The organism is Variovorax sp. 10N420 (assembly GCF_056394705.1).
The window spans coordinates 223,978-239,010 of record NZ_JBFTIJ010000004.1 but is presented as its reverse complement, the minus strand read 5'-3'; the positions used below and the strand labels follow the sequence as shown (position 1 = coordinate 239,010).

Annotated in this window: 16 protein-coding genes, 1 tRNA gene and 1 pseudogene; 6 read left to right on the top strand and 12 right to left on the bottom strand. The window is 60.8% G+C overall.

All coding sequences use genetic code 11. The annotated features are described in order from the left end of the window. Positions 1–69: 69 nt before the first annotated feature. The 3 genes from AC1DEK_RS12250 to AC1DEK_RS12240 form a co-directional block, all read right to left on the bottom strand. The gene (locus tag AC1DEK_RS12250) at positions 70–756 is read right to left on the bottom strand and encodes a Fe2+-dependent dioxygenase (RefSeq protein ID WP_478125502.1); all 687 of its coding nucleotides are present in this window, start codon (positions 754–756) and stop codon (positions 70–72) included. Between the two features lie 17 nt (positions 757–773). Beyond that, positions 774–3,062, bottom strand: a complete 2,289-nt coding sequence (locus AC1DEK_RS12245; protein WP_478125501.1) for a TonB-dependent receptor — start codon at positions 3,060–3,062, stop codon at positions 774–776. Positions 3,063–3,161: 99 nt separating this feature from the next. Then, a complete protein-coding gene (locus tag AC1DEK_RS12240) occupies positions 3,162–3,611 on the bottom strand; it encodes a winged helix-turn-helix transcriptional regulator (protein WP_478125500.1) in 450 nt (149 codons plus the stop codon). Between the two features lie 461 nt (positions 3,612–4,072). Between AC1DEK_RS12240 and AC1DEK_RS12235 the strand changes: the two genes are divergently transcribed. The 4 genes and pseudogenes from AC1DEK_RS12235 (at position 4,073) to AC1DEK_RS12220 (ending at position 6,026) form a co-directional block, all read left to right on the top strand. Beyond that, entirely contained in the window at positions 4,073–4,801 is a 729-nt protein-coding gene (locus tag AC1DEK_RS12235) for an SDR family oxidoreductase (protein WP_478125499.1), read from the top strand. Positions 4,802–4,832: 31 nt separating this feature from the next. Next, a complete protein-coding gene (locus AC1DEK_RS12230; RefSeq protein WP_478125498.1) occupies positions 4,833–5,465 on the top strand; it encodes a DsbA family protein in 633 nt (210 codons plus the stop codon). Further along, positions 5,440–5,700, top strand: a pseudogene (locus tag AC1DEK_RS12225) (tripartite tricarboxylate transporter substrate-binding protein); the annotation flags it as partial. The gene AC1DEK_RS12230 and the pseudogene AC1DEK_RS12225, both read left to right, overlap by 26 nt. 149 nt (positions 5,701–5,849) lie before the next feature. Then, complete coding sequence (locus AC1DEK_RS12220; protein WP_478125861.1) at positions 5,850–6,026, top strand: hypothetical protein; 177 nt, start codon at positions 5,850–5,852, stop codon at positions 6,024–6,026. A gap of 217 nt (positions 6,027–6,243) precedes the next feature. On the opposite strand, the gene AC1DEK_RS12215 is transcribed toward AC1DEK_RS12220, so the two are convergent. The 6 genes from AC1DEK_RS12215 to petA form a co-directional block, all read right to left on the bottom strand. After that, positions 6,244–6,319: transfer RNA gene (locus AC1DEK_RS12215), tRNA-Thr, on the bottom strand. 39 nt (positions 6,320–6,358) lie between these two features. Next, on the bottom strand, positions 6,359–6,931 hold the full coding sequence (locus AC1DEK_RS12210) for a ClpXP protease specificity-enhancing factor (RefSeq protein ID WP_478125497.1): 573 nt from the start codon (positions 6,929–6,931) through the stop codon (positions 6,359–6,361). Positions 6,932–6,950: 19 nt separating this feature from the next. Further along, entirely contained in the window at positions 6,951–7,562 is a 612-nt protein-coding gene (locus tag AC1DEK_RS12205; RefSeq protein WP_088955903.1) for a glutathione S-transferase N-terminal domain-containing protein, read from the bottom strand. Positions 7,563–7,659: 97 nt separating this feature from the next. Further along, positions 7,660–8,415: a cytochrome c1 gene (locus tag AC1DEK_RS12200; RefSeq protein ID WP_478125496.1), complete on the bottom strand. Its 756-nt coding sequence runs from the start codon at positions 8,413–8,415 to the stop codon at positions 7,660–7,662. A gap of 16 nt (positions 8,416–8,431) precedes the next feature. Then, positions 8,432–9,832 carry a cytochrome b gene (locus AC1DEK_RS12195; protein ID WP_478125495.1) on the bottom strand — a complete coding sequence of 467 codons (1,401 nt, stop codon included), beginning with the start codon at positions 9,830–9,832 and terminating at the stop codon, positions 8,432–8,434. 10 nt (positions 9,833–9,842) lie between these two features. Continuing rightward, a complete protein-coding gene (gene petA / locus AC1DEK_RS12190) occupies positions 9,843–10,457 on the bottom strand; it encodes a ubiquinol-cytochrome c reductase iron-sulfur subunit (protein WP_478125494.1) in 615 nt (204 codons plus the stop codon). Between the two features lie 176 nt (positions 10,458–10,633). On the opposite strand from petA, the gene mscL reads away from it, so the two are divergent. Then, a complete protein-coding gene (mscL, locus tag AC1DEK_RS12185) occupies positions 10,634–11,065 on the top strand; it encodes a large conductance mechanosensitive channel protein MscL (RefSeq protein ID WP_478125493.1) in 432 nt (143 codons plus the stop codon). On the opposite strand, the gene pdxA is transcribed toward mscL, so the two are convergent. Continuing rightward, on the bottom strand, positions 11,052–12,119 hold the full coding sequence (pdxA, locus tag AC1DEK_RS12180; protein WP_478125492.1) for a 4-hydroxythreonine-4-phosphate dehydrogenase PdxA: 1,068 nt from the start codon (positions 12,117–12,119) through the stop codon (positions 11,052–11,054). The genes mscL and pdxA overlap by 14 nt on opposite strands. Next, positions 12,116–12,892 (bottom strand): Nif3-like dinuclear metal center hexameric protein, encoded by a 777-nt coding sequence (locus tag AC1DEK_RS12175; protein ID WP_478125491.1) that lies wholly within the window; start codon positions 12,890–12,892, stop codon positions 12,116–12,118. Before AC1DEK_RS12175 ends, pdxA begins: the two co-directional genes overlap by 4 nt. Positions 12,893–13,035: 143 nt before the next feature. Here AC1DEK_RS12175 and AC1DEK_RS12170 point away from each other — a divergent pair, with 143 nt between their 5' ends. Beyond that, a complete protein-coding gene (locus AC1DEK_RS12170; protein ID WP_478125490.1) occupies positions 13,036–14,199 on the top strand; it encodes a Do family serine endopeptidase in 1,164 nt (387 codons plus the stop codon). A 19-nt stretch (positions 14,200–14,218) separates the two neighbouring features. Here the strand turns inward: AC1DEK_RS12170 and tatC are convergent, their stop codons facing one another. Beyond that, positions 14,219–15,016 carry a twin-arginine translocase subunit TatC gene (gene tatC, locus AC1DEK_RS12165; RefSeq protein WP_478125489.1) on the bottom strand — a complete coding sequence of 266 codons (798 nt, stop codon included), beginning with the start codon at positions 15,014–15,016 and terminating at the stop codon, positions 14,219–14,221. Positions 15,017–15,033: the final 17 nt, after the last annotated feature.

The window sequence follows — 15,033 nt, the reverse complement described above, 5'->3', positions numbered from 1 at the left end:
CGTGGACGACATGAATGCAGTCCCACCGGGGCCGGCTGAAAAATCGTGAGCGGTGTTCATGTGGACGACCTACGTGTCGCTCCATTTGCGAAGAAGGTTGTGATACGTCCCGACCAGCGTCCGCCGCGCGGATTCGTCTGCGCCGGTCTGATTCAGTCGCTGGATAGCGTTGTCGAGGTCAAAAAGAAGCGCCCGGTCTCCCGCGTCACGGATGAGGCTCTGCACCCAGAAAAAGCAAGCGAGACGTACGCCCCTTGTGACGGGAGTCACCTGGTGCAGGCTGGTCGCCGGATAGATGACCATATCACCGGCGTCCAGCTTCACGTTCTGCATTCCATGGGTGTCTTCCATCTGCAGGTCACCGCCGTCGTAGCTATCGGTCGGCGAGAGGAACAACGTGGCGGAAAGATCGGTGCGCAGCTTGCGCCCGTTGTGAGGATGTATGCGCACTCCGCCATCCACGTGCAGGCCAAACGTCATACCGGCACTGTAGCGGTTGAACATCGGCGGATACAGCACGTTGGGCAGCGCCGCGCTGATGAAGAGCGGATTGCGTTCGAGTGCACCGACCACGATGGCCTGGCAGTCCCTGGCCACCTGTGACCGTTCGTCGATCTGCTGGTTGAACTTCACCTCCGCGCCCTGGTGCCCCGCTGTGACTCGGCCATCCACCCATGCGTCACCTGCAGCATCCAGACGCGCGCGAACAGCTTTGAGTGACTCGGGATCGAGAACCTGGGGAATACAGAGCAGCATGGCGGTGAGGATTGACGTCAGAACCGGTAGTTCACGGACAGCATGGCGGTGCGCGCCATGCCGGGGACGGCCCGGCCGCCGTCGGACGGGATCAAGGCGTCGTAATAGTGCTTGTCAAAAAGATTGAACAGGTTGAGCCGTACATCGTAGTGAGGCTGGTGATAGGCCAACATTGCGTCGATTCGCGTGTAGCTCCCTACCGCGACGAGGTTGGTGTTGGAGGCATAACGGCTCCCGACGTAAGTGGCGCCGCCGCCAAATTCCCACTGAGGGGTGACGGTATAGACGGCCCAAATGCTGGCGGCGTTGCGGGGCGTATTTGCCGGCACGTTGCCTTGGGTCGCGGGGGCGATGCCGTCGACGATCGTGCCGTCGAGAAAGGTATAGGCGCCGAACACCTGAAAGGCGTCGGTGATCCGCCCTGCAATGCCGGCGCGGGCGCCATTGACACGCACGGTGCCGGTCGCGGAGTAGGTGCCGTCGGAGTTCTGCGCTCTCGCGTTGTCTTGCGTGATGCTGAAGGCCGCAGCGGTCATCGACAGCGCGCCGCCATTGGCATCCCACTTGCCGCCCAGTTCGTATGCCTTGTTTTCCTGTGGAGGCAAGGGCTGGGTGGCCCCGGTCGTCGCCACCAGTTGCTCGAGCGAAGGATTGAACGAGGTGCTGTAGGAGACGTAATAGGACTGCTCGGTAGTCGGTTGCCAGATGCCTCCGGCGCGGACGCTGGTGTAGTTGACCGTCTGCCTTTCGTAGGCGAGGGTTGTCGCGCTCGTCACCGTGTTGTTGATGCTGGCCCGATAGTTGTCCTGGCGCACGCCGCCAACGAGCTTGAACTGAGGACTGAGGTCGACCGTGTCGTTGACATACCCCGCAACCGTGTCGGCAGCTGCCGTCGCAAGATTGCCAGGAAGCCCCGGCGCATTGAGAGGCGAATCGGACGGGATGGGATTCAGAAGCGGTGTGCAAGACACATAGCCGCTTGTTCCGCCCACCGGATTCATCGGAATGCCGGCGCAGGTGCCGTTGCGGTAGTAGCCTTGGTTCCTGTACGTATCGTGCCCGAGTTCCAGCCCCACCAGCAGTGCGTGCTTGAGCGTGCCCGTCTCGAATTTCGTGTTGTATTCGGTCAGGTTGAACAGCGAAGTGTCGCGGATGTCCCGGTCATGACTCTGTTGACGAACCCACATCTGACCGAGGGGCAAGGTGCTGGTTGCCGCGGCGGGGAAAGCTGTGGTCCCCGTCGAAAACGGCGTATAGCCCCTGACGCTCACGGTTCCGATGCCCTGCGGCGCGGTCTCCGTCGCGTTGGTCGTGACTTGGTTGTACTGCGTCTGGTTGCGAATCGAACTGGTCGATGTCAGCTTGTGGAGGATCGTTGCATTGAATGCGCCGATATCCGAAACGGTGCGATCGTCGTTGAATCCATAAGCATTGTTCCGATCGACCTGCGCCGGCGCGCCGTTCAGCGGGGGAATCCCGTAGTCGGCCATGTCGCGGTTGTGCTGAAGTAACGCAGACAAGGTGATCTGAGTGGGCGTGTTGATGCCGAACTTCAACGACGGGGCAACGCCGACGTCCTGAATTCTCGTTTGGTCGCGATTCGACGCATCACCTTCCTGCCCCATTGCGGAGATGCGAAATGCCGACGTCTCCGACAGCGGCCGATTCACATCGACAGTCGTCCGCACAAGACCGTTGCTCGTGACTGAAAGCTCCGCGTTCCCCGCGGGTGTCAGAGACGGCTTCTTGCTGACCTGGTTGATCACGCCACCCGTCGAACCGCGACCGAACAACATGGACGAAGGTCCCATCAGCACCTCGATGCTGTCCAGCGCAAACGTATCGCGGTAGTACTGGCCACGGTCGCGTGCACCGTCCAAGAAAATGTCCGTTCGAGCCGAAAAGCCGTTGAGATTGATGTTGGTGCCGATTTGCCCACCTTCAGCAGCACCAATGGTCAGGCCCGGGACGTTGCGCAGAGCACTCGCCAGCGAGGTGGCACCCTGCGATTGCATCAGCGGCTGATTGATGATGGTGACCGACTGCGGCACATCGTGCGGATCCGCAGGCAACCGGCTGATCGACAGCGGATTGGGGCCGAAGCTTCCGTTGTCGGCAGTGTCCTGAACCTGCACTTCGCGCAATGTCGCCGGAACCGAAGTGCTCGCCGGAGATGATGGCGCGCCGGCCGGCTGTTCGGATGTCGCAGGTGGCGACTGTTGCCCGGTGGCCGGAAGGGAGGCCATGGCAATCACGGTCAATGCGATGGGCGTACGCAACGTACGAGGGCACTCCGAGCGACTCATGGAACTCCTGAAGGAAAGCTTGCAGGGCCCAAATCGTCAACGGGACTGCCTTGCAGTCGGCGATTCTAAATACGAATCAATCTTTCTATCTTTTTCTATCTACGCGCCAGGTCCTCGCTCGACTGCGACATCCCTGGCTCGCAAAGCCTCATTGCATTCGGAGCAGACCGTCACGGGATCGAACAGGTGTCCGCATCCGGAGTGACGATGGAGCAGCGGCCTTCCGGCCTCTCCTGACATGTGGACATCGCCCCAATGCACCACTGCCATCAATACCGGATGGAGGTCCATGCCCTTGGGCGTCAACCGGTACTCATAGCGCACAGGAGAGTCCTGATAGGCCACCTTCTTGAAGACCCCCGCATCGACCAGTTTGGTCAGACGATCAGCGAGCATGGGGCGCGAGATGCCCAGTCGCTCCTGAAAGTCCTCGAATCGGCGCACACCGAGAAACGCGTCGCGCAGCACAAGCATCGTCCACCGGTCTCCGATCACTGACACGGTCCGTGCGACCGAGCAATGCTCTTGTTGCAGATCTGTCCATTTCATGGCGCAACTCTACGCTTGACGAGTTCATTTTTCAAACTTATGGTGCGGTCAGTTCTAAAAATAAACGCAAGGGACGTCGCGATGATGAGAACACTCAGTGCACTCGCCGAACAGCTCGCCTCGCTGCCCGCACGCATGTCTCACGTGCTCCGCCCTTGGGCGCGGCAAAAGCCGGTCGCGCCCGCACTGATCGAGGCCGCACACCAAGGAGTTGATCATCCGATCCGGCTTCAATGTGTATCCACCGGAAGTCGAAGCTTTGATCGCAAGCCATCCGGCGGTCGCCGCCTGCGCGGTGGTCGGCCGCCAAGCCCCGGGCAACGAGGAAGTCTTCCGCCGGAAAGATCCTCAAGCACGAACTGTCCAAGCAGGCGTCCGAGCTCTCCGCGCAACGCCGGTCGTTCACGTGTTCGCAATAGTCGCGCACGGTGAATTCCTTCAAACCCAGCCAAGGAAATTCAATGTCAGAAAAGAAAGCGGTTCTCGTGATCGGTGCCGGCGATGCCACTGGCGGAGCGATCGCGCAGCGGTTCGCGCGCGAGGGCTACATCGCCTGCGTGACTCGGCGCGACGCTCAGAAGCTGAAACCCCTCGTGGACCAGATCCGCGCTGCCGGCGGTGAGGCGCACGGCTTCGGAAGCGACGCCCGCAAAGAAGAGGAGATGGTTGCTCTGGTGCAGAAGATCGAAAACGAGATCGCGCCCATCGAAGTGGCTATCTTCAATATTGGGGCCAATGTGCGCTTTCCCATTACGGAGACCACCGCCCGCGTGTACTACAAGGTCTGGGAAATGGCCTGCTTTGCCGGATTTCTGATGGGCAGGGAAGCCGCCAAGGCCATGCTTCCGCGCGGCCGTGGAACGATCATCTTCACGGGGGCCACCGCGAGCTTGCGCGGCCGGGATGGCTTCGCGGCGTTTGCGGGTGCCAAGCACGCGCTGCGCGCACTTGCGCAGAGCATGGCGCGCGAGCTGTGGCCCAAGGGCATCCATGTGGCGCATCCGGTCGTGGACGGCGCCATCGATACCGAGTTCATCCGCACCAACTTCCCGGAGCGCTATCAGCTCAAAGACCAGGGCGGCATCGTCGATCCAAATCACATCGCAGATCTGTACTGGCAGCTGCATATGCAACCGCGGGACGCCTGGACTCACGAGACCGAGATCCGGCCGTGGATGGAATCCTGGTGAGAGCCGCCGGCCATTCCAGCAAGCACGTCTTATGAATCCTGTTCCTGTGCAAATTCTTTTCGACTTCGGTAGCCCCAACGCCTACCTCAGTCACAAGCTCATTCCGGAGATCGAGGCGCGCAGCGCAGCGCGTTTTGAATACGTGCCGATCCTGTTGGGCGGCTTGTTCAAGCTCACCAACAATCGCTCGCCCGGCGAGACGAATGCCGAAATCCCGAACAAGCGCAATTACGAGCTCCTGGAGCTCCAGCGTTTCGTGCGAAAGCATGGGCTCACCGCCTTCCGACGCAATCCATTTTTTCCCATTAATACGCTGCAAATCATGCGGGCGGCGGTCGCGGCACAGAAGCTAGGCTGCTTCGATCGCTATGTCGAGGTGGTCTTCTCGAGCATGTGGGAGCAGGAGAAGAAGATGGACGAACTGGAAGTGATGCGGGCGCAGCTGCGTGCGGCCGAGTTGGACGCCGACGCGCTCGTGGCGCTGAGCCAAGCTCCGGAGGTGAAAGCGCAACTGATGGCCAGTACGCAAGAAGCGCATGCGCGCGGAGCGTTCGGCTCGCCTACCTTCTTCGTTGGAACAGAGATGTTCTTCGGCAAGGACCGCCTGCGGGAGGTCGAGGAAGAAGTCATGGCCGTTCGTGACAGGCAACAGCAGAGGTCCTGAACATGTTTGGGGCGTTTCGAAGCTGCTGAAGCAACCCGTGATCGTCGAGAGCCGGCCAAGCGCTGGTGGGACTTTGCCAAGCAAAGTGCTTCGGAGCGCCGGCAACGGCGGCTCCACCTTGGGCATTGCTTCCCTGGGCATCTATCGCCTGCCCTACACGACCGACCTGAAGTGGGATGCAGCCACGGACCCGTCCTACTTCGTTGGCCTGACAGGATATTCGTTTGGCATCGTAGTGCCGGCCGCCTCTCCGATCAGGATGTGGGCCGACAATATCGCAGCCGCCAAGGTTCGCTGCAGCCGTTTCGAATGCTGGCGGACTCGGCACGTTGACCTCCCTCACGCAAAGCACACCGGCGGACTCTTCGCTGGGGAAATCGAGCGATGCCGACCGACGACGGTCAAGCCGGTCGCAATCAACCTCCTGTCAAAGAGCGCGAACTCGGGACTGCGATCAGCTTGGGCGACATGGCCGCGCAAGTGGGCGGCGTCTACCCGAAGGTCATGCGATGGGGCGCATGGACGCCAGTGCCTGGTCGTGCGGCGTGGTCGCTGTACTGATCCATGAGCTGCCTTCTGCCGGTATCCTGATCAAGGAGATCATGGCCGACGCAGAGTCGATCGTCAGGCAAAGTCAGGGGGACATGTTCGCTGTGTAAGCGCCCTTCCGCGAAACATTCTGTGGCGGCGCGCAGCATGGATCCAAATTGAAGAGCATCGGATCTGCGCATCCATTCTGGCGCCGCAGTCGCGGCCAGATGGCGCCCTGCAAGGGAAGTGGTGCCGCTTGTCGGAATCGAACTGACGACCTACCGCTTACAAGGCGGTTGCTCTACCAACTGAGCTAAAGCGGCGTATTGACGGATTCTAGCGGCGCGGCGCCTGCTCGAATTTCACTTGATTCGCTTGAGTGAAGGCCGCGAGCCTCCACCATTGGGCGGCCGGGGCGGGTCCGCCGGGTCCACGGGTGCATCCGTGGTCTCGACAGCTTCTTCAGCACCTTCGCCGGTCACAAGATGGACGATCTTGCTTGCATCGCCTTCAGTGCCCCGCGAAGCGTCCCGCAACGGCGTCCGTGTCGGGGCGGACGGCGGCGTGGAGTTCCCCGGAACCGAGCCCGTTTCGATCTGCGCAGGTCCTGGCGCAGGCGCAGGAAAGGCCATTCCTTGCCCGTTTTCGCGCGCGTAGATCGCGATCACGCGACCCACCGGCACACTGATTTCGCGCGCCGTGCCCGCAAAGCGAGCCTTGAATTCGATGAACTCGTTGCCAAGATTGAGCGAGCTCGTGGCATCGAAACTGATGTTCAGCACGATCTCGCCGTTCTTGACGTACTCACGGGGCACCTGGACGGTATCGTCGACCTGAACCGCGACGTACGGCGTGAAGCCGTTGTCCGTGCACCATTCATACAGCGCCCGTATCAGGTACGGGCGAGTGGATGACGATTCGAGTGCGTTGATCATGACCGGCGGCGTCAGCGCTTCACTTGCGCATGACCTTTTCGGACGGGGTCAGTGCTTCGATGTAGGCGGGACGAGAGAAGATTCGTTCAGCGTACTTCAAAAGCGGCGCAGCGTTCTTGCTCAGGTCGATGCCATAGTAGTCAAGGCGCCACAGCAGTGGCGCGATCGCCACGTCGAGCATCGAGAAATTGTCACCCAGCATGTACTTGTTCTTGAGGAACACAGGCGCAAGCTGCGTCAGCCGGTCGCGAATGTGCGAGCGGGCCTTCTCGAGCGCCTTCTCGTTACCCTTCGAACTGCGATTTTCGAGCGTCGACACATGCACGAACAACTCCTTCTCGAAATTGAGCAGGAACAGTCGGACGCGAGCCCTGTCGACCGGATCGCCAGGCATCAATTGCGGATGCGGAAAGCGCTCGTCGATGTACTCGTTGATGATGTTCGACTCGTACAGGATCAGGTCGCGCTCCACAAGGATCGGAACCTGCCCATAGGGGTTCATGACGCTGATATCTTCAGGCTTGTTGTAGAGATCGACGTCGCGAATCTCGAAATCCATGCCTTTCTCGAACAGCACGAAGCGGCAGCGGTGTGAAAAAGGGCAGGTCGTTCCCGAATACAAGACCATCATGGCGAAAGGCTCCTAAAAATCAAAAAGAGTGGGTCGCGTTCGCAACCCACTCTGCGGGACCAGACGCGCAAGGCGACTGATCGGCATCGTCGTCGTACTACTTGACGTCTTTCCAGTACGCGGCATTCAACCGCCAAACAAAGACCACAGCCATGACGAGGAACAACAGCACCCAGACACCAACCCTGATGCGCGTGTTCTGCGCCGGTTCGGCCATCCACTGGAGGTAGCTGACGAGGTCACCCACAGCCTGATCGTATTGCAACGGCGTCATGGTTCCCGGGGTAAATTGCTCCCAACCCTTGAACACCTCGGTTTCGTGACCGTGCGATTCGACCTTGTCGAAAATCGGGCGGCGTTCACCCTGCAATTCCCACAAGACGTGTGGCATGGCCACGCTCGGAAATGCAAGATTATTCCAACCGGTCGCCTTCGTGTCGTCTCGGTAGAAAGTCCGCAGGTAGGTGTAGAGATAGTCTGCACCGGTGCCACCATGGCCTGCGCGCGAGCGCGCGACGAGCGTCAGGTCGGGCGGAACGGCACCGAACCACTCCTTGGCTTGGCGTGGATCGATGTTGGCCTTCATGGTCTCACCGACCTTGTCGGTCGTGAAGAGCAGGTTGTCCTTGATCTGCTGCTCAGTGATGCCGAGGTCCTGCAGCCTGTTGTAGCGCATGAACGCAGCCGAGTGGCAGTTCAGACAGTAGTTGACGAAAAGCTTGGCGCCGTTCTGCAAAGCTGCGAGGTCGTTCGTCCGATTTGGCGCCTTGTCCCAAGGCATGCCTTCTTCCGCGGCGTGCGCGCCTGCTACGAAACCAAGCGCTGCGATCAACGTGAGGATCAGTTTCTTCATTCTTGTCTTCTCCCGGTCAGTGCGCTGCAAAGGTCACGCGCTCAGGGACCGGCTTGAATTCACCCAGGCGGCTCCACCACGGCATTAGCAGAAAGAAGCCGAAATAGAACAAGGTACCCACTTGCGACACCCGCTCGCCGGTAGGCGACGGCGGTTGAACACCCAGGTACGCAAGCACCACGAAGTTGATGACGAAAATCCCGTACAGGAACTTGTGCCAGCTCGGGCGGTAGCGAATCGACTTCACAGGGCTGTGGTCCAGCCAAGGCAGGAAGAACAGGATGATGACGGCGCCGCCCATCACGAGAACGCCCCAGAACTTCGCATCGATCGACAGCATCATCGCGGCCACGCCGAGCGCCACGATCACGATGAGCCCCTTGAAGATCGACGGGATGCGTGTCTTCAAGACGCCAAACGCTGCACCGGCGACCACGCAGGCAATGAGCGCGTACATCATCTCGCTGGTGATCGCGCGGAGCATTGAATAGAAAGGCGTGAAATACCAGACTGGTGCGATGTGATTCGGCGTCTTCAGCGAATCGGCCGGGATGAAGTTGTTGTATTCGAGGAAATACCCACCCGCTTCTGGCGCGAAGAAGATCACGGCCGAGAAGATCGTCAGGAACACAACGACGCCGAAGATGTCATGCACCGTGTAGTAGGGGTGCGACGGGATGCCATCCAGCGGATTGCCGTCAGGACCGCGATTGGCCTTGATCTCGATGCCATCGGGATTGTTCGACCCCACTTCGTGAAGCGCGATCAAGTGAGCGACGACAAGGCCGAGCAGCACCAACGGCACCGCAATGACGTGGAAGCTGAAGAAGCGATTCAGGGTAGCGTCGCTCACCACGTAGTCACCGCGAATCAGGATCGCGAGATCAGGGCCGACGAATGGAATCGCGGAGAACAGGTTGACGATCACCTGTGCGCCCCAGTAGCTCATCTGACCCCAAGGCAGCAGATAGCCCATGAACGCCTCGGCCATCAGGCAAAGAAAGATGGCGCAGCCGAAGATCCAAATCAGTTCTCGCGGCTTGCGGTAGCTTCCGTAGATGAGCCCGCGGAACATGTGCAGGTAGACGACGATGAAGAACGCCGAAGCTCCCGTCGAGTGCATGTAGCGGATCAGCCAGCCCCAAGGCACATCTCGCATGATGTACTCGACCGACGCGAACGCGAGTTGCGCGTCCGGCTTGTAGTGCATCACGAGGAAGATGCCCGTCACGATCTGGATCACGAGGACCAGCATCGCGAGAGAGCCGAAGATGTACCAGAAATTGAAGTTCTTGGGCGCGTAGTACTTGCCCCACTGATCGTTCCAGAGCTTGGTCAGCGGGAAGCGGTTGTCGACCCAGTTCAGCAACTTTTCGCCGGCGGGTGCGTTGGGGGAGATTTCCTTGAGTTCAGCCATGTCGTTCTCCTCAAGCCTTCTTGTCGTCGCCGATCAGGAGGCGGGTGTCGGAGAGATACATGTGCGGAGGCACCGGGAGATTGTCCGGCGCGGGCTTGTTCTTGAACACGCGAGCCGCCAGATCGAAAGTTGAACCATGACAGGGGCAGAGGAAGCCGCCGTGCCAGTCGTCCGGCAGCGAAGGTTGCGGGCCGGGCTGGAATCTGTCCGTTGGCGAACAACCCAAGTGGGTGCAGATGCCGACGACAACGAGGATTTCGGGCTTGATCGAGCGGTGCTCGTTGCGCGCATAGGGAGGAGTGAACTCGTCGGGATTGCGCTTTGATTGGGGATCGGCAAGTAGCGGATCGAGCTTGGGCAACTCAGCGATTTGTTCGGGTGTGCGCTTGAGAATCCAAACAGGCTTGCCCCGCCATTCGACGGTCATTTTTTCGCCCACCTGAAGGCCGCTGATGTCGACTTCGACCGGCGCACCGGCAGCCTTGGCTTTTTCTGAAGGCTCGAAGGTGCTGACGAACGGAATGGCAACTGCCACTCCGCCCACCGCTCCTGCACAACCTGATGCGATCAACCACGTCCGCTTGCTAGTGTCGATCCGGGGGCGGCCGGCGGTGCTGTCACTCATGGGGATCCTCAATGTTCTTCGCTAGGGTCTTGGGGTCAACCGGCGATTGTAGCGGAGCGTAAATGCCGATTTCAACGCGCCGAGTCGCGCGAGAGCGACGAGTTCCCCCTTGATAAAACCCTTGAGTCGCAGCCCTATACTGGCCGGCGTCTCAATCCGCACATGAGGTACCCGGCATGAGTTTCTTCAAGGAGTTTCGAGAGTTTGCCGTCAAGGGAAACGTGATCGACCTCGCAGTCGGTGTGATCATCGGCGCCGCTTTCGCCAAGATCGTCGACTCGCTGGTGAGCGACATCATCATGCCGCTGGTTGGCCTTGTCTTCGGCAGACTCGACTTCTCGAACCTGTACATCCTGCTGGCGCAAAAACCGCCGAACGTCGCCGACAACCTCATCGAACTCAAGAAGGCCAACGTTCCTGTGCTGGCGTACGGCAACTTCATTACCGTTGCGCTCAATTTCGTGATCCTCGCCTTCATCATTTTCCTGATGGTCAAGCAGATCAACAAGGTGAAGAACGCGATCGACGCTGCGCCGCCGCCGCCAGCCGCCACGCCGGAAGACGTCCTGTTGCTCCGCGAAATCCGCGACAACCTCAAGCGGCCCTGAGCGCCGCAGCGTCTCGCGAGAGCGTGCGTGCCATGCGCACCGCCTCGACGAGGCTCGACGGATCGGCACGCCCCGTGCCGGCAATGTCGAACGCAGTGCCGTGATCAGGGCTGGTCCGTACCAGCGCCAAGCCGAGTGTGACGTTGACGCCCTTCTCGACGCCGAGGTACTTGACCGGAATCAGGCCTTGGTCGTGATACATCGCAATCACCACGTCGAACTCCCCTCCCCCTGCAGACTTCTTGCGGGCCCGCATGAAAACGGTGTCCGGCGCATGGGGTCCATCGGCATCGATGCCCTCTTTCCTCGCAGCCGCAATCGCCGGCGCAATGACGTCGCGCTCCTCGTTCCCGAAAAGACCTCCTTCGCCAGCGTGTGGATTGAGCCCCGCCACGCCAATCTTCGGAGACCGGCCCAGCACTGCGCTCAACGCGCGATGCGTGATCCTCATCGTGTCGAGAACACCGTCGAGCGTCACCGCCTCGATCGCATTGCGCAGCGACATGTGAATGCTGACCAGCACGGTTCGCAGTTCGTCGTTGGCAAGCATCATGCGGACCGGGACTTCAGCCACTGGACGGCCCAGATGGATTGCAGTCTCGAACTGAAGCAACTCGGTGTGTCCCGGGAACTGAAAGCCCGCCGCAGACAGCGCTTCCTTGTGCAAAGGCGCAGTCACGACCGCCGCGATGTCGCCTTTCAGGGCTGCTCGAGCGGCCCAAACGACGCACTCACCCGCGATGCGCCCCGCGACCGCGCTGACTCGCCCGACGTCGATTGGCGTCCTGACTTTATCGACCACCTGCAGGACCGGTACGCAGGCAGGCGGGACATCGGCCGCAGCGTCGGGTGATTCGATTTCTGCAACGGGCAGCGGCAGCGAACCCGGAACCGCCAAGGATTGCGCAGCGCGCCGAATGATGCCGACGTCACCGGCGACGAAGCATCCCCGCAGATCATGCGCGTTACCGCCGAAGGCCTTGACGATGATCTCCGGCCCGATGCCGGCGGGATCGCCCAGTGTGATCGCGATGGGAAACTGAAGATTGCTCACGCCGGATTGTCAATGTCGATGAATTCGTGCGCGAGACCCAGTTGGGCGGCCACATGGCCGGCGACCGCAGGTGCGCCGTAGCGTTCCGTTGCGTGATGCCCGCACGCTAGGAACGCCACGTTCATTTCACGCGCATAGTGAGCCTGGGGTTCGGAGATTTCGCCGGTGATGAAGGCGTCCGCGCCCGCCGCGATCGCCGCCTCGAAGTAGCCCTGGGCCCCGCCCGTGCACCAAGCCACGCTCCTGATGGGACGCTGCTGCGCGGGACCCACCAATGTGACTTTCTTTTGGAGCGCTTTCTCGGCATGCGCCGCCAGCGCGGCGGCGTTGGCAAAGACTTCGCCGTCCGCTCGTCCACCGAAAAATCCGAGTTCCTGATCCCCGAACCGCCCCGTTGAGCCGGCGTGGGCGGTCAGTCCGAGCTTTGCGCCCAATTGAGCGTTGTTGCCCAACTCCGGATGTGCATCAAGGGGCAAGTGATATGCGAAAAGGTTGACGTCATCGCCGAGCAGCAGGCCGAGGCGCTGACGCATCCAGCCAGTCACGCGCCCGTCCTGGCCGCGCCAGAAAAGCCCGTGATGGACAAAGATGGCATCGGCTTCGGCGTGAATGGCGGCTTCGATCAGCGCGCGGCTCGCAGTCACGCCGGAAACGATCTTCCGGACGGTCGTGCGGCCTTCGACCTGGAGGCCGTTCGGTCCGTAGTCCTTGAATCGCTCGGGAGCAAGCAGCACGTCGAAGGCGAGAAGTAGTTCATGGCGGGTCGTGCTCATCGCGCCATTGTGGACCCGGCAGACGCCGGCTGCATGCCAGGGGCGCGGCTGCAGACCCGGAAACCTGTCGCGCGTTGAGGGACAATGAAAAGCACTGCGCCCACCCACAGAGGCGCATTTACTTCCTCGGATCAGTTCTTTTCATGAAACGCATCTGGCTGCTGTTTGCCCAAGCCGTTACCGTTCTTCTCGCGGCCTATTTTGTCGTTGGAACACTCAAGCCCGAGTGGCTCGACAGGCAAGCAAACGGGCTGCGAGGCACGATTGCCTTGACGCAGGCGCCCCCCGTAAATCCACAGGCGACGGCGCCCGGTAGTCTGAGCGGCGCGGCCAAGAAGGCGTCGCCCGCGGTTGTCAGCATCAACACCAGCAAGGCGGCACAGCTGAATCCCCGCAATAACGACCCTTGGTTTCGCTTCTTTTTCGGCGACCCGGGCGCCAACCAGCCGCAGGTTGGACTGGGCAGCGGCGTGATCGTCAGCGCGGACGGTTACATCCTCACCAACAATCACGTGGTCGAGGGCGCCGACGAAATCGAAGTCACGCTCAACGATGGCCGCCACGCGCACGGCAAGGTGATCGGGACCGATCCGGATACGGATCTGGCCGTCCTCAAGATCGATCTGGACAAGCTGCCGGTGGTGGTCCTCGGCGACTCCGATGCGTTGCAAGTGGGAGACCAGGTGCTCGCCATCGGCAATCCGTTCGGGGTCGGTCAGACCGTCACGAGCGGCATCGTTTCGGCGCTCGGGCGCAACCAACTCGGCATCAACACCTTCGAAAACTTCATCCAGACCGATGCCGCCATCAATCCGGGCAATTCGGGCGGCGCGTTGATCGACGTCAACGGCAATCTCGAAGGCATCAACACCGCCATCTATTCGCGTTCGGGCGGCAGCATGGGGATCGGGTTTGCCATTCCGGTCTCGACGGCCAAACAGGTGCTGGAGGACATCGTCAAGACCGGCAAGGTCACGCGCGGATGGATCGGCGTGGAGCCGAACGAACTGTCTCCCGAGCTGGCCGAGACCTTCGGCGTCAAGGCCAAGACTGGCGTGATCATCACTGGCGTGCTGCAAAACGGGCCGGCGGCGAAGGCGGGCGTTCGCCCTGGCGACGTCATTACGGGCGTCGGCAATAAGGACATCCGAAATGTCCAGGAGCTGCTGACCGCCGTGGCCGGTCTCAAGCCAGGCAATTCGACCCGATTTGCCATGCAGCGGGGCGGCGACAAGCTCGAACTGGAAGTGACCGCAGGCGCGAGGCCCAAATCGCCGGTCCGACGCGTGCCCTCGGAGACCGAGTGACAGAGGCGACCGCTGCCGCTCAGGGCTGAGCGGAGTCGGCGCTTTCTTCCGGCGCCTTGGTGTACTTCGAGAAGTAGCGCGCACCGATGATGCCGACTTCGTACAGCAGGCACATCGGGATCGCGAGCGCAAGCTGAGAAACGACATCCGGCGGCGTCAGCACCGCCGCGACCACGAAGGCGACGACGATGAAATAACCGCGGAATGAGCGCAGCTTTTCGACGGTAACCATCTCGAAGCGCACCAGCAACATGACCACGATCGGCACCTGGAAAGCCACGCCAAAAGCGATGTAGAGCGACAGGATCGCCTCTACGTACGACGAAATATCCGGAGTGGCGGCGACAGACGGCGGCGTGAATCGCTGGATGAAGCCGAACATCTTATCCAGAACGAAGAACTGGACGAACGCGATGCCGGCGTATGCGAGCAGGCTGCCGAAGATGATCAGCGGCAGCGCAAACTTCTTTTCGTGGCTGTAGAGCCCCGGCGCCACGAACATCCAGACCTGGTACATGAGCCAAGGCAGCGCCAGGAGCACCGCGGTCATTGCCAGCACCTTGAGCGGCACGAAAAATGGCGAGAAAACACCCACCGCGATCAACTTCGCGTCGTGTGGCATGTGGTTGCGGATCGGCACGGCGATCAGGTCGATCAAACCGCTGGGGCCCGGCCAAATGGCAAGCAGGATGCCGGCAACCACGAGGCCATAGACGCAATAGAGCAGGCGATCCCGCAGCTCCATCAGGTGTTGGACGAAAGGCTGCTCGGTGCCAGCCAGTTCGTCTTCTTTGTTCTTGTCGGTGGAGTCGGCCATGTGGGGGGCGCTGCGGA

Excerpts from the sequence above, each read along its gene's own strand:
- AC1DEK_RS12250 (WP_478125502.1), bottom strand. The coding sequence starts at position 756 with ATGCTGCTCTGTATTCCCCAGGTTCTCGATCCCGAGTCACTCAAAGCT.
- AC1DEK_RS12245 (WP_478125501.1), bottom strand. The coding sequence starts at position 3,062 with ATGAGTCGCTCGGAGTGCCCTCGTACGTTGCGTACGCCCATCGCATTG.
- AC1DEK_RS12240 (WP_478125500.1), bottom strand. The coding sequence starts at position 3,611 with ATGAAATGGACAGATCTGCAACAAGAGCATTGCTCGGTCGCACGGACC.
- AC1DEK_RS12235 (WP_478125499.1), top strand. The coding sequence starts at position 4,073 with ATGTCAGAAAAGAAAGCGGTTCTCGTGATCGGTGCCGGCGATGCCACT.
- AC1DEK_RS12230 (WP_478125498.1), top strand. The coding sequence starts at position 4,833 with ATGAATCCTGTTCCTGTGCAAATTCTTTTCGACTTCGGTAGCCCCAAC.
- AC1DEK_RS12220 (WP_478125861.1), top strand. The coding sequence starts at position 5,850 with ATGCCGACCGACGACGGTCAAGCCGGTCGCAATCAACCTCCTGTCAAA.
- AC1DEK_RS12210 (WP_478125497.1), bottom strand. The coding sequence starts at position 6,931 with ATGATCAACGCACTCGAATCGTCATCCACTCGCCCGTACCTGATACGG.
- AC1DEK_RS12205 (WP_088955903.1), bottom strand. The coding sequence starts at position 7,562 with ATGATGGTCTTGTATTCGGGAACGACCTGCCCTTTTTCACACCGCTGC.
- AC1DEK_RS12200 (WP_478125496.1), bottom strand. The coding sequence starts at position 8,415 with ATGAAGAAACTGATCCTCACGTTGATCGCAGCGCTTGGTTTCGTAGCA.
- AC1DEK_RS12195 (WP_478125495.1), bottom strand. The coding sequence starts at position 9,832 with ATGGCTGAACTCAAGGAAATCTCCCCCAACGCACCCGCCGGCGAAAAG.
- petA (WP_478125494.1), bottom strand. The coding sequence starts at position 10,457 with ATGAGTGACAGCACCGCCGGCCGCCCCCGGATCGACACTAGCAAGCGG.
- mscL (WP_478125493.1), top strand. The coding sequence starts at position 10,634 with ATGAGTTTCTTCAAGGAGTTTCGAGAGTTTGCCGTCAAGGGAAACGTG.
- AC1DEK_RS12175 (WP_478125491.1), bottom strand. The coding sequence starts at position 12,892 with ATGAGCACGACCCGCCATGAACTACTTCTCGCCTTCGACGTGCTGCTT.
- AC1DEK_RS12170 (WP_478125490.1), top strand. The coding sequence starts at position 13,036 with ATGAAACGCATCTGGCTGCTGTTTGCCCAAGCCGTTACCGTTCTTCTC.
- tatC (WP_478125489.1), bottom strand. The coding sequence starts at position 15,016 with ATGGCCGACTCCACCGACAAGAACAAAGAAGACGAACTGGCTGGCACC.